Source organism: Streptomyces sp. TLI_105, assembly GCF_900105415.1.
Taxonomy (GTDB): domain Bacteria; phylum Actinomycetota; class Actinomycetes; order Streptomycetales; family Streptomycetaceae; genus Streptomyces.
This window is the reverse complement of sequence record NZ_FNSM01000001.1, coordinates 5,663,811-5,683,193: the sequence shown is the minus strand read 5'-3', so window position 1 is coordinate 5,683,193 and position 19,383 is coordinate 5,663,811. Positions and strand designations below refer to the sequence as shown.

General features: G+C 73.0%; 17 protein-coding genes. 11 read left to right on the top strand and 6 right to left on the bottom strand.

Going from position 1 to position 19,383, the window contains the following annotated elements:
- The first annotated feature begins 107 nt into the window (after positions 1-107).
- On the top strand, positions 108-1,280 hold the full coding sequence (locus BLW86_RS25950; RefSeq protein ID WP_093876271.1) for a L,D-transpeptidase family protein: 1,173 nt from the start codon (positions 108-110) through the stop codon (positions 1,278-1,280).
- A 4-nt stretch (positions 1,281-1,284) separates the two neighbouring features.
- On the opposite strand, the gene BLW86_RS25945 is transcribed toward BLW86_RS25950, so the two are convergent.
- Positions 1,285-1,953, bottom strand: coding sequence for a pirin family protein (locus BLW86_RS25945; RefSeq protein ID WP_177181754.1), 669 nt, complete (start codon positions 1,951-1,953; stop codon positions 1,285-1,287).
- A gap of 71 nt (positions 1,954-2,024) precedes the next feature.
- Between BLW86_RS25945 and fasR the strand changes: the two genes are divergently transcribed.
- The 5 genes from fasR to fabF all read left to right on the top strand — a co-directional run bounded on the left by fasR (position 2,025) and on the right by fabF (position 6,953).
- A complete protein-coding gene (gene fasR / locus BLW86_RS25940) occupies positions 2,025-3,206 on the top strand; it encodes a fatty acid biosynthesis transcriptional regulator FasR (protein WP_093876270.1) in 1,182 nt (393 codons plus the stop codon).
- 89 nt (positions 3,207-3,295) lie between these two features.
- Entirely contained in the window at positions 3,296-4,237 is a 942-nt protein-coding gene (locus tag BLW86_RS25935; RefSeq protein ID WP_093876269.1) for an ACP S-malonyltransferase, read from the top strand.
- Positions 4,238-4,255: 18 nt separating this feature from the next.
- Entirely contained in the window at positions 4,256-5,287 is a 1,032-nt protein-coding gene (locus tag BLW86_RS25930) for a ketoacyl-ACP synthase III (RefSeq protein WP_093876268.1), read from the top strand.
- 60 nt (positions 5,288-5,347) lie between these two features.
- Positions 5,348-5,596 (top strand): acyl carrier protein, encoded by a 249-nt coding sequence (locus tag BLW86_RS25925; RefSeq protein WP_093876267.1) that lies wholly within the window; start codon positions 5,348-5,350, stop codon positions 5,594-5,596.
- A gap of 94 nt (positions 5,597-5,690) precedes the next feature.
- The gene (gene fabF / locus BLW86_RS25920) at positions 5,691-6,953 is read left to right on the top strand and encodes a beta-ketoacyl-ACP synthase II (RefSeq protein ID WP_093876266.1); all 1,263 of its coding nucleotides are present in this window, start codon (positions 5,691-5,693) and stop codon (positions 6,951-6,953) included.
- Positions 6,954-7,013: 60 nt separating this feature from the next.
- Here the strand turns inward: fabF and BLW86_RS25915 are convergent, their stop codons facing one another.
- A complete protein-coding gene (locus BLW86_RS25915; RefSeq protein WP_093876265.1) occupies positions 7,014-8,498 on the bottom strand; it encodes an outer membrane protein assembly factor BamB family protein in 1,485 nt (494 codons plus the stop codon).
- A 51-nt stretch (positions 8,499-8,549) separates the two neighbouring features.
- On the bottom strand, positions 8,550-9,044 hold the full coding sequence (locus tag BLW86_RS25910) for a DUF3145 domain-containing protein (protein WP_030693373.1): 495 nt from the start codon (positions 9,042-9,044) through the stop codon (positions 8,550-8,552).
- 258 nt (positions 9,045-9,302) lie between these two features.
- Here BLW86_RS25910 and BLW86_RS25905 point away from each other — a divergent pair, with 258 nt between their 5' ends.
- Positions 9,303-10,193 (top strand): SGNH/GDSL hydrolase family protein, encoded by an 891-nt coding sequence (locus BLW86_RS25905; protein ID WP_093876264.1) that lies wholly within the window; start codon positions 9,303-9,305, stop codon positions 10,191-10,193.
- 59 nt (positions 10,194-10,252) lie between these two features.
- Here the strand turns inward: BLW86_RS25905 and BLW86_RS25900 are convergent, their stop codons facing one another.
- The gene (locus BLW86_RS25900) at positions 10,253-12,688 is read right to left on the bottom strand and encodes a glycoside hydrolase family 3 protein (RefSeq protein ID WP_093876263.1); all 2,436 of its coding nucleotides are present in this window, start codon (positions 12,686-12,688) and stop codon (positions 10,253-10,255) included.
- A gap of 162 nt (positions 12,689-12,850) precedes the next feature.
- On the opposite strand from BLW86_RS25900, the gene BLW86_RS25895 reads away from it, so the two are divergent.
- Positions 12,851-13,426, top strand: coding sequence for a TetR/AcrR family transcriptional regulator (locus BLW86_RS25895; RefSeq protein WP_093876262.1), 576 nt, complete (start codon positions 12,851-12,853; stop codon positions 13,424-13,426).
- Here BLW86_RS25895 and BLW86_RS25890 read toward each other — a convergent pair.
- On the bottom strand, positions 13,423-14,223 hold the full coding sequence (locus tag BLW86_RS25890; RefSeq protein WP_093876261.1) for an NAD(P)-dependent oxidoreductase: 801 nt from the start codon (positions 14,221-14,223) through the stop codon (positions 13,423-13,425). The two genes, BLW86_RS25895 and BLW86_RS25890, sit on opposite strands and share 4 nt — an antisense overlap.
- Positions 14,224-14,281: 58 nt before the next feature.
- Between BLW86_RS25890 and BLW86_RS25885 the strand changes: the two genes are divergently transcribed.
- Entirely contained in the window at positions 14,282-15,190 is a 909-nt protein-coding gene (locus BLW86_RS25885) for a LysR family transcriptional regulator (protein ID WP_256341427.1), read from the top strand.
- 32 nt (positions 15,191-15,222) lie between these two features.
- The gene (locus BLW86_RS25880; protein WP_093878862.1) at positions 15,223-15,936 is read left to right on the top strand and encodes a carbon-nitrogen hydrolase family protein; all 714 of its coding nucleotides are present in this window, start codon (positions 15,223-15,225) and stop codon (positions 15,934-15,936) included.
- Between the two features lie 117 nt (positions 15,937-16,053).
- Here the strand turns inward: BLW86_RS25880 and BLW86_RS25875 are convergent, their stop codons facing one another.
- On the bottom strand, positions 16,054-18,243 hold the full coding sequence (locus BLW86_RS25875) for a M4 family metallopeptidase (RefSeq protein ID WP_256341426.1): 2,190 nt from the start codon (positions 18,241-18,243) through the stop codon (positions 16,054-16,056).
- A 137-nt stretch (positions 18,244-18,380) separates the two neighbouring features.
- Here BLW86_RS25875 and BLW86_RS25870 point away from each other — a divergent pair, with 137 nt between their 5' ends.
- Positions 18,381-19,343 carry a LysR family transcriptional regulator gene (locus BLW86_RS25870; RefSeq protein WP_093876258.1) on the top strand — a complete coding sequence of 321 codons (963 nt, stop codon included), beginning with the start codon at positions 18,381-18,383 and terminating at the stop codon, positions 19,341-19,343.
- Positions 19,344-19,383 lie beyond the last annotated feature (40 nt).

Below are 19,383 nucleotides of genomic sequence, written 5' to 3'. Positions count from 1 at the left end.
TTCGCCGCAGCCCCGGTCACAGAGGCCTCCGGGCCCCCGAGGGGGTAAGGAAGCGGCCTACAGTCCAGGACATCCCACCCTTTCTTCCTCACTCGCGGAGGTCTTCCGTGCTGCCGATACGCACATCCCGTCCCGCCCTGGCGGCCGTCGCGCTCGCCGTCTCCCTCACCGCCTGCACGGCCCAGGCGGCGGACGGGGGCACGTCGGGGGTCGGGTCGGGGGCCTCGCAGGCGCCGCCGGCGAAGGTGACGGTCGTGAAGAAGGAGGCCGGCAGCCCGGTGGCCGTGACCGCGACCGGCGGCACGCTCACGGCGGTGAAGGTCGTGGACGCGGAGGGCGGTGACCTCGGGGGGCGTACGGACGCGGGCGGCACGAGCTGGGCGTCGGACCGCAAGGCGGCGCCCGGCACCTCGTACACGGTCGAGGTGACGTCCCGTACGGCCGACGGCAAGGAGTCGACCAGCCGGTCGTCCTTCACCACCCCGGAGCCCGAGAAGGTCAACAAGGTGACCCTGGCTCCCGGCAAGAACACCACGGTCGGCATCGGGCAGCCGCTCTCCATCGTCTTCGACCTGCCGGTGACGCGGAAGGCGGACGTGGAGCGGCAGCTGAAGGTCACCACCTCGAACGGCACCGAGGGCTCCTGGGGCTGGGTCAAGGACTACTCGGGCCGGGACCGGGTCGACTGGCGTCCCCGGGAGTACTGGAAGCCGGGCACCAAGGTCACCCTCGAAGCGGACCTCGACGGCACGGACTCGGGCGGCGGCTGGTTCGTACGGGACTACCGCACCGGCTTCACCGTCGGCGCCGCGCAGGTCGTCAAGGTCGACCTCGACACCCACCGGCTGACCCTGGAGCGGGACGGGCGGACGGTCCGCACGATCCCCGTCTCCGGCGGCACCCCCGGCGGCGACAAGCGGTCCTGGCGGGGCACGGCCGTCCTCATGGCGAAGGAGGGCACCATCAACATGAACTCGGAGACGGTGGGGCTCGGCGACGCGTACAACAAGGACGTCGACTACTCGATGCGGCTGACCTGGTCGGGCATGTACGCGCACGCGGCGCCGTGGAACGCGGCGTACTTCGGGCGCGCGAACCACAGTTCGGGGTGCATCGGCATGAGCGACGCCGACGCCGCCTCCTTCTACGCCTCCGTGAACGTCGGCGACCCCTTCGAGATCAAGGGCCGCGAGACGAAGGGGACGGTCGCGGAGGGGAACGGCTACGGGGCGTGGAACCTGACCTGGTCCGCCTGGAAGTCCAAGAGCGCGCTCGGCTGAAGAGTCAGCCCAGGGCCTTGCGCCAGTCCCGCATCTCCCAGACCAGGACCTCCGCGTCGGCCGTGGCGGCCGGTTCACGTGCCCCGCTGTCGGTGAGCCGGGCCGCGTCGCCGGGGCCGAGCTCCTCGCCGTCGAGCAGCACCGCGCCCCGCACCACGTGCACGTACAGGAAGTCGGCGGCCGGGAGGGCGAGGCGGGAGCCCGCGCGAGGGCGCTCGACGTGCAGGACCGCGTCCGCCGCCGGGAGGCGGTACGTGTCCCCGAGGCCGCGCACCACCTCGTACGAGGGCTCCCCGCCCGGCGACAGCGGCGCGAGCCACATCTGGACGAAGACGAGCGGCACCTCGGCGTCGTTGCGTTCGACGTGCCGGACGCCGGCCGCCGCGCCGAGGTGCTGGAGGTCGCCGGGGCGGACGACCGTCTCGTGCCCGGCGCTGTCGTGGTGGGTCAGCTCGCCCTCCACCACCCACGTCACGATCTCGGTGTGGGAGTGGGGGTGCTCGTCGAAGCCGGCGCCCGGCGCGAGCCGCTCCTCGTTGACGGCGAGGAGCGCGCCGAAGCGGAGGTTGTCGGGGTCGTAGTGCGGCCCGAAGGACAGGGCGTGCCGGGTCTCGATCCCGGCCGCCGGGTCGCCCCCGGGGTACCGCTCGGCCGCGCGCTGGATGCGTATCACGGACGTACCGTAGCCCGACGAAGCGGCCCCGACCCCGCATGCCGGCGTCCCGATAAGGCAGTCTTGTCCCCGTGCCTGAACCCGTGAACGCCTCCCATCCGCATGCCGCGACCCTGAAGCGCCTCGAACAGTCGTCCGGGCGACTCGCCGCCGGCGCCATCGCCCGCATGGACGAGACGCTGCCGTGGTACCGCGCGATGCCGCCCGAGAACCGGTCGTGGATCGGTCTGGTCGCCCAGGCCGGCATCGCCGCGTTCACCGAGTGGTTCCGGCATCCGGAGACCCCGCAGGCCATCTCCACCGACGTCTTCGGCACGGCGCCCCGGGAACTGACCCGTGCGATCACCCTGCGGCAGACCGTGGAGATGGTCCGCACCACGATCGAGGTCATGGAGTCGGCGATCGAGGAGGTCGCCGCCCCCGGGGACGAGCGCGTCCTCCGGGAGGCGCTGCTCGTCTACGCGCGCGAGATCGCGTTCGCGACCGCCCAGGTGTACGCGCAGGCCGCCGAGGCCCGGGGGGCCTGGGACGCGCGTCTGGAGTCCCTCGTGGTGAACGCGGTGCTCTCCGGCGAGGCCGACGAAGGGGCCGTGTCCCGCGCCGCCGCCCTCGGCTGGAACTCGCCCGACCACGTGTGCGTCGTCCTCGGCACCGCGCCCGACGGGGACAGCGAGCTGACCGTCGAGGCGATCCGCCGGGCCGCCCGGCACGCCAAGCTCCAGGTCCTCACCGGCGTCCTCGGCGACCGGCTCGTCGTCATCGCGGGCGGCAACGACAACCCCCTGGCCGTCGCCAAGGCGCTGATCGGGCCGTACGCGGCGGGGCCGGTCGTCGCCGGTCCCGTCGTCCCCGACCTGCTGGCCGCGACCCGCTCCGCGCAGGCGGCGGCGGCCGGCCTCAAGGCCTGCTCGGCGTGGCAGGACGCGCCCCGGCCGGTCCTGGCGGACGATCTCCTCCCGGAGCGCGCCATCGCCTCCGACCCTTCGGCGCGCGAGCAGCTGGTGGAGGAGATCTACAGACCGCTGGAGGAGGCCGGCTCGGCGCTGCTCGAAACTCTCAGTGTCTATCTGGAGCAGGCGAGCAGCCTGGAAGGCGCGGCCCGGATGCTCTTCGTCCACCCGAACACCGTGCGCTACCGGCTTCGACGTGTGACCGACGTCACCGGCTGGTCACCCTCCGATGTTCGCTCCGCGTTCACGCTGCGGATCGCCCTGATCCTGGGACGCTTGGCCGACGGAGATCCGCAGTCCTAGACTTTTGTCGAACACCAACAATTCCCCCGACGGTTCTTCGTCCTTGTCCTCACGGGCGCTCGGAGCCGTCCCCAAGAGAGAGTGTGAGGGTGCTCGTACTCGTCGCTCCCGGCCAAGGCGCCCAGACGCCCGGCTTCCTGACCCCCTGGCTCGAACTCCCCGGCGCCGCCGACCGCATCGCGGCCTGGTCCGACGCCATCGGGCTCGACCTCGCCCACTACGGCACGAAGGCGGACGCGGACGAGATCCGTGACACCGCCGTGGCCCAGCCCCTCCTCGTCGCCGCCGGCCTGCTGTCCGCGGCCGCTCTCGGCACTGGGACATCAGCCGCTGACGCGGCGGGGACGCCCGGCGTCGTCGCCGGTCACAGCGTCGGCGAGTTCACCGCCGCCGCGTTCGCGGGCGTCCTGGACGACACCGCCGCGCTCCGCCTCGTCCGTACCCGTGGTCTCGCGATGGCCGAGGCCGCCGCGATCACCGCGACGGGCATGTCGGCGCTGCTCGGCGGCGACCCCGAGGTGACCGTCCCGCACCTGGAGAAGCTCGGCCTGACCGCGGCCAACGTGAACGGCGCCGGCCAGATCGTGGCCGCCGGCACCCTGGAGCAGCTGGCCGCCCTGGAGGCGGACAAGCCCGAGGGCGTCCGCCGGGTCGTCGCGCTCAAGGTCGCGGGCGCCTTCCACACGCACCACATGGCCCCGGCCGTGGCGACGCTGGAGGAGGCGGCGAAGGAGCTGTCGCCGGCCGCTCCGGTCACCCGCTACGTCTCCAACAAGGACGGGCAGGTCGTCACCGACGGCGCCGAGGTCGTGGCCCGTCTGGTCGGCCAGGTCGCGAACCCGGTCCGCTGGGACCTGTGCATGGAGACCTTCCAGGAGCTCGGCGCGACCGCGCTGATCGAGGTGTGCCCCGGCGGCACCCTGACCGGAATCGCCAAGCGCGCCCTGCCGGGGGTGGCCACGGTCGCCCTCAAGACTCCCGACGACCTCGACGCGGCCCGTACGCTCATCGCCGAGCACGCGGCCGTCTGACAAGGAGTGTCGAGAAACATGTCGAAGATCAAGCCCAGCAAGGGCGCCCCGTACGCACGGATCCTCGGTGTCGGCGGTTACCGCCCCACCCGGGTCGTGCCGAACGAGGTGATCCTCGAGAAGATCGACTCGTCCGACGAGTGGATCCGCTCGCGCTCCGGCATCTCCACCCGCCACTGGGCCTCTCCGGAGGAGACGGTCGCCGCCATGTCGGTGGAGGCCTCGGGCAAGGCCATCGCCGACGCCGGGATCACCCCCGAGCAGATCGGCGCCGTGATCGTCTCCACGGTCTCGCACTTCAAGCAGACCCCGGCCGTCGCCACCGAGATCGCCGACAAGATCGGCGCCGGGAAGCCGGCCGCGTTCGACATCTCCGCCGGCTGCGCGGGCTTCGGCTACGGCCTGACGCTCGCCAAGGGCATGATCGTCGAGGGATCGGCGGAGTACGTCCTGGTCATCGGTGTCGAGCGGCTCAGCGACCTGACGGATCTGGAGGACCGCGCGACGGCCTTCCTGTTCGGCGACGGCGCCGGCGCCGTGGTCGTCGGCCCCTCCGAGGAGCCGCACATCGGCCCCACGGTCTGGGGTTCCGAGGGCGACAAGTCCGAGACGATCAAGCAGACCGTGCCGTGGAACGAGTTCCACGGCGGCGACGTCTCGAAGCTGCCGCTCAACGAGCAGGGCGAGATCAAGTTCCCCGCCATCACGCAGGAGGGCCAGGCGGTCTTCCGCTGGGCCGTCTTCGAGATGGCGAAGGTCGCCCAGCAGGCCCTGGACGCCGCCGGCATCACGGCGGACGACCTGGACGTCTTCATCCCGCACCAGGCGAACATGCGGATCATCGACTCGATGGTGAAGACTCTGAAGCTGCCGGAGCACGTCACGGTCGCCCGTGACGTGGAGACCACCGGCAACACCTCGGCCGCCTCGATCCCGCTCGCCATGGAGCGGCTCCTGGCGACCGGGAAGGCGAAGAGCGGCGACACCGCGCTCGTCATCGGCTTCGGGGCGGGTCTCGTCTACGCCGCGACGGTCGTTACCCTCCCCTAGGCACACCGGATCCTCCGGAAGCCCCCTTTTACCGAAGTAACCGCAAGAAGGAGCGCCACTATGGCTCACACCCAGGAGCAGATCGTCGAGGGTCTCGCCGAGATCGTCAACGAGATCGCCGGCATCCCGGTCGAGGACGTCCAGCTGGACAAGTCCTTCACCGACGACCTGGACGTCGACTCGCTGTCCATGGTCGAGGTCGTCGTCGCCGCCGAAGAGCGCTTCGACGTGAAGATCCCCGACGAGGACGTCAAGAACCTCAAGACGGTCGGCGACGCCGCCGACTACATCCTGAAGCACCAGGCCTGATTCGGCCCCTGCCGACTCGGTCCACGCTGACTCGGTCCGCCACCCGGCGGTGGCGCCGTATTCCGACCATCACACACATGGAGAACGAATTCCTGTGAGCTCGACCAATCGCACCGTGGTCGTCACCGGTATCGGCGCAACCACACCGCTGGGTGGCGACTCCGCGTCGACCTGGGAAGGTCTTCTCGCGGGGCGCTCCGGCGTCAAGCCCCTGGAGGGCGAGCGCTTCGCCGAACTGCCCGTCCAGATCGCGGCGCTCGCCGCGGTCGACCCCGGCGACGTGCTGCCCCGCCCGCTGGCCCGCAAGCTGGACCGCTCGGCGCAGTTCGCGCTGATCGCGGCCCGTGAGGCCTGGGCCGACGCGGGCTACACCGCCCCGGCCGGCGAGGACTCGTCCGTCGCCCCCGAGCGGCTCGGCTCCGTCATCGCCTCCGGCATCGGCGGTGTCACCACTCTGCTCGACCAGTACGACGTGCTGAAGGAGAAGGGCGTACGCCGCGTCTCCCCGCACACCGTGCCCATGCTCATGCCCAACAGCCCCTCCGCGAACGTGGGTCTGGAGGTGAACGCCCGGGCGGGCGTCCACACCCCCGTCTCCGCGTGCGCGTCGGGTGCCGAGGCGATCGGCTACGCCGTCGAGATGATCCGTACCGGTCGTGCCGACGTGGTCGTCGCCGGCGGTACCGAGGCCGCGATCCACCCGCTGCCGATCGCCGCCTTCGCCAACATGATGGCGATGTCCAAGAACAACGACGAGCCGACGAAGGCCTCGCGCCCCTACGACACCGGCCGCGACGGCTTCGTGCTCGGCGAGGGCGCCGGTGTCGTGATCCTCGAGTCCGAGGAGCACGCGAAGGCCCGCGGCGCCCGCATCTACTGCGAGGTGCTCGGCCAGGGCCTGTCGGCCGACAGCCACCACATCGCGCAGCCCGAGCCGACCGGCCGGGGCATCGCCGCCGCGATGCAGAACCTGCTGGACTCGACGGACCTCAAGCCGTCCGAGGTCGTCCACCTCAACGCGCACGCCACGTCGACGCCGCAGGGCGACGTCGCCGAGATCAAGGCGCTGCGGAAGGTCCTGGGCGACGACCTGGACCACGTCGCGATCTCCGCGACGAAGTCGATGACCGGTCACCTCCTCGGTGGCGCGGGCGGCATCGAGACCGTCGCGACGGTCCTGGCGCTCCACAACCGCCTGGCCCCGCCGACGATCAACGTCGACGACCTGGACCCGGAGGTCGAGGCCGACATCGTCCGCGGCGAGCCGCGCGAGCTGCCGCAGGGCACGATCGCCGCGATCAACAACTCGTTCGGCTTCGGCGGCCACAACGTGGTCCTGGCGTTCCGCACGGTCTGACCCGCACCTCACGCGTGAGGCCCACCCCCGCCCGGGGGTGGGCCTTCGTCGTGCGGAGGGTCAGTGCAGGGCGAAGGCCGAGGGTTCCGCCTGCATCAGGATGTGGTTCACGACGACGTGGCGGCCGCCGGGGGCGACAAGGAGTTCCGGCTCGATGGACAGCTTCGCCGCCGCGTCCTCCGCGGAGAGCACCGCACCCGCCTCGCCCGTGGCCGGGTCGAGGAGCACGACCGCCGCGCCGTTCCGGTTCTCCAGGACCGCGACGCGGCCGTCCGGTTCCACCGCCAGCGCCGTCGTCTGGTGCTCCGAGCGGTACTCCCACGCCTTCCGGCCGTCCGTGAGGGAGTGGGCGACGACCCGGTCGGGCACGAGTTCGCGCTCGGCGAGGGTGATCAGACGTCCGTCACGGACGACGGGCCGGGTGGAGCGGCCGCTGCCCACGTCGCCGGGGGCGGAGAGAAGGCTCTCGGGGCCGGCGAGCGGAATGGTCACCGTCGGGGCGCCCCGGTCATCGAAGCCCAGGAAGGCGTGGGTGCCGCGCTTGTCGTCCTCGTCGACCGCGAGGACGACCGGGGAGACGGAGACGACCGAAGCCTCGGCGCGGGACTCGACGGGCAGCTCCCGGATCCACCGCCGTGCGCCGGTCCGGGTGTCCAGGGCGACGAGCCGCGCACCCTTGCCGCACTGTTCGACGACGAGGGCACGGGTGGCGTCGGCGTCCACCGCGAGCACCTCGCAGCCCTTGTCGGAGGCCCGCTGCCAGCGCTGTTCGCCGGTCTCGGCGGAACGACCCCGTACGGTTCCGTCCTCGGCGGTGACGGCGGTTCCGCCGCCGACGGCGAGACCCCGGGCGAGAAGGCCCTTGCCGGTGAGGTCCTTCCGCCACAGGACCTTGCCGTCGGAGGTGCGGACGGCGAGGACGGTCGCGCAGGCCTCCTCGTGCCGGCCGTGGGCGATCAGGCCGATGCCCTGCTCGGTGTCCGGGGACATCGCGCAGAGGGCCTCGCGGGTCGGCGCGGGAACGCTCCAGCGGACGTCGCCGTCGGCGGAGTCGTAGGCGAACAGCCCGTCGAGCCGCCCCTGCCCGACGGTGTCCCCGAGGGCCCAGGCGCCGACCCCCTCGTCGTACTTCGCTCCGACCGCCGGGACGGACCACGCGATGCCCGCCTCGCCCCCGGTCGGCGAAGCGGGGGCCGTGGCCGAGGGGTTGCCGGACGCCCTGTCCCCGTCGGCGTCGTCGTCCGCCGCCATGAGTCCCCAACTCCCCGCGGCCGCGAGCGCGAGCAGCCAGACGACCCCGGCGGCCACCGTGGAGGACCGGCCGGTGGCCCGGCCGGCGCCGGTCTTGTCGAGGACCGTACCCTCGTCACGGGGAGTTGTACGGTCCCTCCGCCGGCTCACCAGAACGGTCGCCCCGAGCGCTGCCAGGACCAGGGCGCACACCAGTGCCACCCAGCCCGTCGGCCAGGCACCGCCGACGACCCCCGCACCCAGGAAGACCACCGCGGCGCCGAACGCGGCCCCCGCTGCGCCGTCACGCGTCACTTCTCTCCCACCCGGCGCGCCCCCTGCGCACCCGGGCGGAATCCACCCGCGTCAGACGACCTGGTGCAGCCAGCGGACGGGGGCGCCCTCGCCCGCGTACCGGAAGGGTTCCAGCTCGTCGTCCCAGGGCTTCCCGAGCAGCTTGGCGATCTCCGTCTCCAGTTGGGTCTCGCCCTGCGCGGAGCGTGCGAGGGCGGCCCGCAGCCGGTCCTCGGGGATCAGGATGTCGCCGTGCATGCCGGTGACGGCGTGGAAGATGCCCAGGTCGGGGGTGGCGCTGTAGCGTTCGCCCTCGGCGGTGGGGCAGGGTTCCGCGGTGACCTCGAAGCGGAGCATCTGCCAGCCGCGGAGTGCGGAGGCGAGCTTGGAGGCGGTGCCGGTCTGGCCCTGCCAGGAGAACTCGGCTCTCCAGGTGCCGGGGGACGCCGGCTGGCGGATCCAGTCGAGCTGGACCCTCGCACCGAGGACACCCGCGACCGCCCATTCGACGTGCGGGCACATCGCGCGCGGTGCGGAGTGAACGTACAGGACTCCACGTGTCGTCACCGGGACCTCCAGTGTGGGACGAGGTTCGCCTTCCCAGCGGCCTCAGTAAACAGCATCAGGAGCAGAGCATCGCAAACCATCAAAAAAGGGACAGCATGTGACGTGATGTAATTTACCGGAGCCGGTCGGCAAAGGCGCCTCTGGTTCGACGGGGGAAAAGCTACCGTGCCGCACCGTCATCGGTGTGACGTACGGTCGGTCCGGGGGCGGGTGAACACGAAGCTTTCACCCGCCAGGACGCCGAAGGAGGGGCCGGGGATGCGCGGCCGACGCCGATTCCGTACCGCTGTCGCCGCCGCGACGGCCGCGCTGCTGTGCGGCGGGGCGCTCTCCGGCTGCACGGCCGGGGACCCGCAGGAGGCCCCGGTCAAGGCGTCCGCGCCGAAGCCGAAGCCGAGACCGACGCCGTCGTGGGACGTCTCCCCCGCCTCCGTCGCGGCCGTCGGCGACTCCATGACCCGCGCCTTCGACGCGTGCTCCCTCCTCGCGGACTGCCCCGAGGTGTCCTGGGCGACCGGGACGGACACCGGCGTCAACAGCCTGGCGCTGCGGCTGCTCGGCCCGGAGAAGGTGGCCACCCGCAGCTGGAACCTGGCCAGGACGGGCGCGCGGATGGCGGAGCTCCCCGCACAGATGGCGGGGGCGGCGGCCGAGAAGCCCGAGCTGGTGACGGTGATGATGGGGGCGAACGACGCCTGCCGGGCCACTCCGGACCTCATGACCCCGGTCGCCGATTTCCGCGCCTCCTTCGAGGCGGCCCTCGCCCGGCTGCGGGCGGGCGCACCGAAGGCGCAGGTGTACGTGGCGAGCGTGCCGGACCTGAAGCGCCTGTGGTCGACGGGGCGGCTGAGCCCGATGGGGCTCCGGGTGTGGAAGCTGGGGATCTGCGGCGCGATGCTGGCGGACGCGGAGGACCTGGGTCCGGCGGCCGAGCGGCGGCGGGCGGCGGTGCGGGACCGGGTGGTGGCGTACAACGGGGTCCTGGAGGAGGTCTGCGCGAAGGACGCGCGCTGCCGGTACGACGGCGGGGCGGTCTTCGGGTTCCGCTTCGACGGCGGGCAGTTGAGCCCCTGGGACTGGTTCCATCCGAGCAAGGACGGGCAGGCGCGGCTCGCGGAGCTGGCGTACCGGCGGATCACGAAGGGGTGAGGGGCCCCGGGGCGGTTGTCAGGTGCCGCCCCGGGGCCGGTCGTGGGGTGCCCGTCGGGTCAGAGCTCCAGGGTGGCGGTCAGGCGGGCGTCGGTGAGGGAGCGGGCCGCGACGACCTCGTACGCCCCGGTGACGAGGGTCCAGTCGCCCCTGTCCTCGTCCCAGATCTCGAAGGCGCGGCGGGGCAGCGCGATCCCGGTCTCGACGGTCTCGCCGGGCGCGGCCTCGACGCTCGCGAAGCCGGCGAGCCAGCGGGCGGGGCGTTCCACGGAGTCCGATACGGGGGCCAGGTAGATCTGGACGGTCTCGCGGCCCCGCCGGTCGCCGGTGTTGGTGATCCGGACGGTGGCCGTGTCGGGGGTCGCGACCAGGGAGTCGTACGACCAGCTCGTGTAGCCGAGGCCGTGGCCGAAGGGGTACGCGGGGACGGCGCCGGCCTTGTCCCAGGCGCGGTATCCGATGAAGACGCCCTCGGTGTAGTGCAGTTCGCCGTCCGTCGGGGTGACCTCGGTGACGGGGGCGTCGGCGAGGGCGACGGGCCAGGTGGTGGGGAGGCGGCCACCGGGCTCCTCGGCGCCGGTGAGGACGTCGGCGAGGGCGGCGCCGCCCTCCTGGCCGGGGAACCAGCCGAGCAGGATCGCGGCCACGTCCTCGCGCCAGGGCAGCTCGACCGGGGAGCCGGCGTTGACGACGACGACGGTGTTCGGGTTGGCGGCGGCCACGGCCCGTACGAGGTCGTCCTGGCGGCCGGGGAGGGCGAGGTCCTTGCGGTCGAAGCCCTCGGACTCGACGCGCTCGGTGGTGGCGACGACCACGACGGCGGTGTCGGCGGCGCGGGCGGCCTCGACGGCCTCGGCGATCAGTTCGTCGGGGTCACGGCGGGGACCGAGGTGGACGAAGGAGAACATGACGGCCGGGAGCGGGGCCGCGAACTCCTTGTCGAGGGTGTGCAGGAGGGAGACCTCGACGGTCTCGCCGGCGGTGAGCGCGACCTTGCCGCGCTCGACCGGGGAGCCGAAGAAGGCCTCGAAGGGGTCGGTCTCGGGGCCCATGACCTGGGTGCCGTCGAAGACGGTCTCCCCGGCGACGGTGAGGGTGAAGGCGCCGAGGCCACGGGTGCCGAAGGCGTGCTCGCCGGACTCGCGCGGGGTGAAGGTGCCGATGACCTCGATGGAGGCGAGGGTCTCGTGGGTGACGCCCTCGGGGAGGTCGTCGCCGATCCACTGGACCTGGCCGTTGGGCAGGGAGCCCTCGCCGATGACGTTCCCGGCGGCGTCGCGGCAGCGGGCGCGGAGGGTGAAGCCCTGCTCGGCGGGGGCGAGTTCCTCGCTGGGGTCGGCGCCGATCGTGAAGGTCAGGGCGCCTTCGGGGAGGGCGGCGGCGAGGCCGTCGAGCGGGGAGACGACGTGGTCGGGGAAGACCTGGGCGGAGCCGCCGCCGAGGACCCGGGCGTCGCGGGCGGCGGCGCCGGAGAGGGCGACGGTGCCGTTCTTCAGGGGCAGGGCGCCGTTCTCGTTCCGTACGAGGACGAAGCCGCGGCGGGCGATCTCCCGGGCGAGGGCGTCGCCGTCGAGGGCGGCGGGGTGTTCGGTGACGACGGGCGGGGCGCCTTCGAGGGCGCCGACGCGGGCGGCGAGCCGCAGGACGTTGCGCACGGCGGCGTCGACGGCGGACTCCTCGACCTCGCCGGCGCGGACGGCGGCGGCGAGGGCCTCGCCGTAGACGGTGGCGGGTCCCGGCATGGCGACGTCGAGGCCGCCCGCGATGTCGGCGGTGGTGGATCGGGCGGCCATCCAGTCGGAGACGTTGAAGCCGTCGAAGCCCCACTCGCCGCGCAGGACCTCGTTCACGAGCTGGTGGTGCTCGGTCATCGTGACGCCGTTGACCTGGTTGTAGGCGGTCATGATGCCCCAGGGGCGGGCGTTCTTGACGATGGCCTCGAAGGGGGCGAGGTAGAGCTCGCGGAGGGGGCGCGGGGCGATCCGGTTGTCGACGGTGAAGCGGTCGGTCTCGGCGTCGTTGGCGACGAAGTGCTTGACGGTGGTGCCGACGCCGCCGTCCTGGACGCCCCGGACGTAGCCGGTGCCGATGGCGCCGGTGAGGTACGGGTCCTCGCTGTAGGCCTCGAAGTGGCGGCCGCCGAGCGGGGTGCGGTGCAGGTTGACCGTGGGCGCGAGGAGGACGTGGACGCCCTTGCGGCGGGCCTCCTGGGCGAGGAGCCGGCCGGCCCGGCGGGCGAGGGCGGGGTCCCAGGCGGCGGCGAGCGCGGTGGGGGACGGGAGCGCGACGGAGGGGTCGTCGGCGGTCCAGCGGACGCCGCGGACGCCGATGGGGCCGTCGGACATGACCAGGGACTTCAGGCCGATCTCCGGCAGGGCGGGCAGGGACCACATGTCCTGGCCGGCGAGCAGCCGGGTCTTGGCGTCCAGGTCGAGCTTGCCGAGCGCCGCCTCGACGACCGCGTTCCTCACGGTCTCCGCGGTGTTCTCCGCCATGGCCGTACCTCCTCGTTGACGTGCCGATGACCCCGATGCCGCCCATCGTGCACCCACCTACCTGTAGATCGGTAGGTGACGTTATCTCTTCGTTACTCGTGGGGCGGGGCGAGCGGGTACGGTCCTGTCGGACGGACGAACCTGCGGAAGGGGGCCACGGCGATGGTGCGGGCCAGGAGCGAGGAACGGCGCGCGGACATCCTGCGCGCCGCCCTCGAAGTGATCGCCGAGCGCGGCTACCGGGGCGCCACCCTCGGCTCCGTCGCCGAGCGCGTCGGGCTGACCCAGCAGGGGCTGCTGCACTACTACCCGACGAAGGAGGCGCTGCTCGTCGCGGTCCTGGAGGAGCGGGACCGCTGGGACACGAGCGGAGGCCGGGACCGCGAGGGCTGGCGGCTGGACCTCCTGGAGTCGCTCGTCGAGTACAACGCGATGCGACCGGGGATCGTGCAGACCTTCTCCGCGCTGCTCGGCGAGAGCGTCACCGACGGGCATCCGGCGCGGGAGTTCTTCACCGAGCGGTACACGCAGGTGCGGGCCAACATGGCGGACGTCCTGCGCCTGGAGTTCGGCGAGCGGCTGCCCGGCGGCCTCACCCCGGAGCGGGCCGCGCCCCTGCTCACGGCGGTGATGGACGGCCTCCAGTACCAGTGGCTCCTGGACCCGTCGGCGGTCGACATGCCGGGCGCCTTCCGGGACTTCCTGCGGCTGCTGTACGGCTCCGAGGAGCGCGGCTAGCGGACGACGGCCGCCAGGTCCTCGCCCAGGAGGGCCGGATCCTCGACGAGGAGCCGGTGGACGGCCTCCAGGACGGGCAGCTTCGCCGTGGCCGTCGCCAGGGCGACGTCCTTCGCGGCCAGGGCGACCGGGAAGTGCGAGCCGGTGGCGGTGGCCCGGCCGACGGCGCCCGCGAGCGGGCCCGCGCCGAGGGTGCGCAGCGCGAGGTCGCGGGGCAGGCCGAGGGAGTCGGCGAGCGCGAGGGCCTCGGCGACGAGGGCGACCCCGCCGATGACGGCGTTGATGAGGACGAGTTTGAGGGCGGCACCCGTGCCGGGGCCTCCGCAGGGGGTGACGGTGCCGAGCCGGTCGAGGACGCCGGCGACGGGCGCGGTGTCGCCGCCCGCGAGGATCAGCAGCTCACCGGTGGCCGCCCGGTCGACGCTGCCCATGACGGGCGCGTCGAGGAGGGTGACCCCGGCGGGGAGCCGGGCGGCGAGGGCGGCGACGGTGTCCGGGCCGACGGTCGAGGTGTCGATCCAGTGGGTGCCGGGGCGCAGCGCCGGGATCAGCTCGTCCGCGACGGCGAGGGCGGCGGCCGGGTCCGCGAGCATCGTGACGACGACGTCGGCGTCCCGGACGGCCTCGGCGGGGGTCGCGGCGCGGACGGCGCCGTCGGCGACGAGGGCGTCGGCCTTGGCGGCGGTGCGGTTCCAGACGGTCAGGGGGTGGCCGGCGTCGAGGAGGCGGCGGGCCATCGGCAGGCCCATGGAACCGAGGCCGAGGAAGGCGATCTGCGAGAGCTGGGTGTTCTCCATGTCCTCGACGCTAGGACCGCCCCGTACATGCCACAAGCGAATGTCTAGCATGGCCGCCATGCCCCTCTCGCATGGCCTGTACGAGGCCTTCCTCGCGGTCGCCCGCGCGGGCTCCTTCACCGCCGCCGCCCACGCCCTCGGCTACACGCAGTCCGCGGTCTCCCGCCAAGTGCAGTCCCTGGAGGAGGAGATGGGCGCGGAGCTGTTCGAGCGCCTGCCGCGCGGGGTGCGGCTCACCGAGGCGGGCCGGGTGCTGCTGCCGCACGCCGAGGCGGTACGGGACCGGCTGGCCGCGGCCCGGGCCGAACTGGCCTCGCTGCGCACGCTCGACGGCGGGCTGCTGCGGCTCGGGGCCTTCTCCAGCGCCACCGCCTCCCTCGTGCCGCGCGCGCAGGCCGCCTTCCGGGAGCGCCACCCGGGGGTCGTGGTCACGCGCGTCGAGGGGCCGTCGGCCAAGCACCTCGGGCTCGTGGTCGCCGGGGAGGAGGACCTCGCGGTGGTCGGCCCCGCGGCCGCCGTTCCCCCGCCGCCCGGCGTGACGCTGCACCCCCTGCTCGACGAACCGATGCTGGTGGCCCTGGAGCGGGGGCATCCGTGTGCGGGGCGGCGGGCCGTGCGGCTCGCGGAGCTGGCCGACGAGGAGTGGATCGTCGGCCACGAGCGCCTGGAGGACACCCTGTTCCGGCCGGCCGTCGCCGCCGGTTTCCGGCCGCGCACCGGGCTGCTCGCGCACGACTGGATCGCCAAGCTGGGGGCCGTGGCGGCGGGCCTCGGCGTCACGCTCGTGCCCGCGTTGGCGGCGGCTTCGGTGCGACGGGACGTCGCTCTCGTCACGATCCACCCGGAGGACGTCCCGTACCGCCGGATCTGCGCGGCGGCGCCCGCGACCCCGACGGTCGCGGCGACCGCGTTCCTGGGCCTGCTCCGCGAGACGGCGGAGCAGCTAATACCCTCGGACCACTCTTGATCCTTACAGTCGGACACGGGATGATGGCCGCCATGATCGTCGCAGCCACCCAGTTCGTCCCGGTCGCCGGGGACATCGACGCCAACGTCCGTACGATCGCCGGCCTGGTCCGGGCGGCCGGGGCGGAGGGGGCCCGGGTCGTGGTCTTCTCCGAGCTCTCGCTCACCGGGTACGAGCCGTCCCTGATCCGCGACACCCCCGCCCTGGTCCTCACCGAGGACGACCCGCGCCTCCGGCCCGTACGGGACGCCTGCCGGGACGCCGGCGCGGCGGCCGTGGTCAACGGGCCGGTGAGGACGGCCGGTTCGGGCGCCGGGATCACCACGCTCGTGATCGGCCCGGACGGCTCGCTCCTCGCCCGCTACGACAAGCAGCACCTGTACGGGGTCGAGGCGGAGGTCTTCGAACCGGGCGGGGCCGACGGGCGGTTCGCGCTCGACGGCATCCGGTTCGCGCTGGCCACCTGCTACGACAACCGCTTCCCCGAGCTGGCCGAGCGGGCCGCGTCCGACAGGTGCACCGTGTATCTGGCGAGTTCGGTGCTCGATGCCGACAACGACTCCTTCGAGAAGGTGTATCCCGTACGAGCCCGGGACTTCGGTCTGTACGTGGTGCTCGGCAACGTCCTGGGGGCCAACGAGGACGGGGTCGGCGTCGGCCTGGCCGGGGCCTGGGGTCCGGACGGCGAACGGATCGCGGACGCGGGGGCCGAGGAGCCGGGGTTCGTCCTCGCCGAGGTGCGCTGAGCACGGGTGAAGGGCCGGACGGTCGTGGGACGTACGACCGTCCGGCCCTCCGGGGCGGCCGTCACGGAACCCCCGGTCCGTGACACCGCCCCGCCCCGTCACGGGGTGCTCATCCCCTTACGGGGCGCTCAGGCCCAGCGTGTAGGCGCCGGAGCCGCTGTACGCGTGGACCACGTACCGGTAGTAGCCCGCGGTGCCGTAGTAGCTGGTGTCCTCGTCCGCGGTCGCCGTGCCGCCGACGGCCACGTCCACCCACGTCGACCCGTTCCACTTCTGCAGGTACAGGTCGAAGTCGGCCCCGGCCGGGCCGCGCAGGCAGCCCACGTGGGTGCCGGAGGTCGCCGAGTAGTAGTACGAGCCGTCCGGCTGGGCCTCGGCCTGACCGGAGGCCAGGGTGCCCCGGTACGTGTACTCGGTGGTGTCGCAGCCGGTGGGCGGGGTCGTGGTGCCGACCGACAGCTGGTAGGTGACCGTGTGCGTGGCGGAGCCCGTACCGGTGACGGTGATCGGGTACGTGCCGTTGGCCGTGCCCGCGGCGACCTGCACGGTCATCGTGGACGAGGAGCCGGAGGTCACCGAGGAGGGGCTGAAGGAGACGGTGACCCCGCTCGGGGCGCCGCTCGCGGAGAGCTGCACGGTCTGCGCGCTGCCGCCGGTGGTGGAGGTGTTCACCGTGGAGGTGACGGAGGCACCCGGCTGGACCGAGCCCGAGGACGGGTTCAGGGCGAGCGAGAAGTCCGGGGTGCTGGTGCCGCCGCAGTCGGTCTCGCCGGACTGGGCCGGCACGCCGACCGCGTTCCAGGCCGCCTTCACGGCGTTGCACTCGGCGCTGCCGTAGGTGTTCTTGGCACTGGTCAGGGTCGCCTTGCGGGCGGCGAGGTGGTTCCAGGAGGAGGTCTTCATGAGCAGGGCGCCCATGAAGACCTTGCCGGCCTTCTGGATGCCGATGCCGGTCACGGAGGACGGCCCGCCGGAACATATCGGGCTGCTGGGCTTGCCGCCGCCCGGGTTGGAGCCCTCCGCCAGCAGGTAGAACCAGTGGTTCTGCGGGCCTGCCGCCGCGTGCACCTCGGTGCCGGAGGTCAGCTGCGGGTAGCAGTTGGGGTCGTTGCCGACGAGGGAGGGGTTGTACATGTTCCGGATCGGCTTGCCGTCGCCGAAGAAGTTGACCTTCTCGCCGACCGTGTAGTCCGGGGTGTCGTTCGGGTTGTTGGCGTAGTGCTCGGTGAGCGCGCCGAAGATGTCGCCCGTCGACTCGTTCATGCCGCCGTTCTCGTTGGACGAACCCGAGCTGCCCGGCGTCCGGTCGAAGATCTCGTGGCCGTACTCGTGGGCCACGACGTCGATGCCGGTGAGCTGGTTGGAGCCGGTCTGGGCGCGCCCGTACGTGGTCTTCGTACCGTCGTAGTAGGCGTTGACCTCGGAGAGTCCGGCGCGGGCCGGGACCATGCCGCCCTGGCCGTTCTGGCCGTTGTAGCCGAACCACTCCTTGAGCATGGAGTGTTCCTTCTGCGCCGCGTACATGATGTCGACGCAGGCGGTCACCAGGTCGTTGGCGCCGTTGTTGCCCCACGGCGAGGAGCCCGTGTAGGCGCTGCCGTTCTGGCCGCCGCACTTGAAGGAGCCACGGCTGGTGTCGGTCATCGAGCTCGCGGCGGTGTCGATGGTGACGTTGCCGTTGTGGTAGCCACGGCCGTCGGCGTGCAGGATCTTGTCGGTGGCGCGGGCGACGGACCCGGTGCGCGCGTCGACGTACGTGTCGAGGGAGCTCGGGGCATCCTGCGCGGTCCGGCCGATGACCAGGGTGTGCCAGGTGAGGACGGCCTTGCCGTCCTTGAGGAGCACGGTCAGCTCCGGAGCGCTCGCGCTCTCGACCGAGGCCAGCTGCTTCCGGGCGGTGGCGAGGGCCGCCCCGGCCGTCACCTTCGCCTTCGTGGAGAGCCTGATGGCGGGGGCCGGGGCGCCGGTGACCTCGCGGACCTTGCCGGAACTGTCGGAGACGACGACCGCGTCGCCGCCGACGACCGGCAGGCCGCGGTAGGTGCGCTCGTACGAGGCGTAGTACAGGCCGTTCGTCCAGGGGGTGACGGACGTCCGGACGAGGTCCTCGTCGGCGCCGTGCCGCAGCTCGTCGAGACCGCTGCTCGCGGCCCTGTCGGCGGCGGCGAGGGCGAGCGCCTTGCCGTGACCCGGGGGTACGGGTCGGGCCTGCGGGGTCGCCGCGGTCGCCGGTCCGGCGAGGGCGGTCGCGAGGCTCGCCGAGAGCGCCAGGGCGGCCACGGCCGCCGTGAGTCTGGTCGGGTGCAACGTCGTGCTCCGTTCAAGGGTGGGGGAGACGGATCGTCGCGCCGAGTATGGGCGTGGACATGGCCAGTTCGGGACATCTCATCCGGCATAAGACGCGGGTTATGGTGCGCCCGTGCGCGGCTGCGTACGCTGCTGAAATGCAGCTGGAGTTGAGGCATCTCGAAGCCGTCTGCCGGATAGCGGAAGCGGGCAGTCTGGGGCGGGCCGCCGGGCGGCTCGGGGTCTCGCAACCGGCCCTCTCGGCGCAGCTGCGGCGCATCGAGCGGGTCGCCGGCGGAGAGCTCTTCCTGCGCGGTCGGCACGGTGTGGAGCCCACCCCGCTGGGCGAGTTCGTGCTGGCCAAGGCGCGGCTCGTGCTCGGCGAGATGGACGCGCTGGTCGCCGGGGCCCGGGCCGTCGCCCCGCACGCCCCGCTGCGGCTCGGCTGCATCCTGCTCGTCCTCGTCGACCGGCTGCTCGGGGAGCTGGAGCAGGTCGTGGCGGGGCGGGAGATCGCCGTCACCGTGGAGCACTCCGCGACGACACTGACCCGGCAGCTCGGCGCGGGGCGGTACGACGCCGTCCTGTACGGGGAGGTCAACGACCACGAGGTGCCGCTGCCCGAGGGGACGACGGCCCGCACCCTCGTCCCCAAGGAGCCGTTCTGCGTGCGGCTCTCGGCGGAACATCCGCTGGCCGGCCGGGAGCGGATCGCGCTCGCCGAGCTCGCGGGCGAGTCCTGGATGACGCTGGTGGAGGACGACGACGGCGGCCCGGAGGCGCTGGTCGCGGCCTGCGGGAAGGCCGGGTTCACCCCGTCGCTGCGGCACCGGGTCGCCGACCGCAAGATGCACTACGACCTCATCGCGTCCGGCCGGGCGATCTCGATGAGCCAGCCGACGGCTCCGGCGGCGGAGGGCACGGTCCTTCGGCCCCTGGAGGGCGACCCGGTGACGGGGCGCATCCGGCTCGCCTGGAACCGGGCCGCCGTACCGGCCCCGCAGGCGGAGCTGCTGTACCGGGCGGCGGCCCGCGCGTACCTGGCGAACGTCGACAACAACGCCTTCCACCGGGCCTGGTGGGACGCCCGCCCCGAGCTGCACCCGACCCTCGACGACTGAGGGCCGGGCGCGGTACGGGTACTCGGGGCTGCTACTGGCC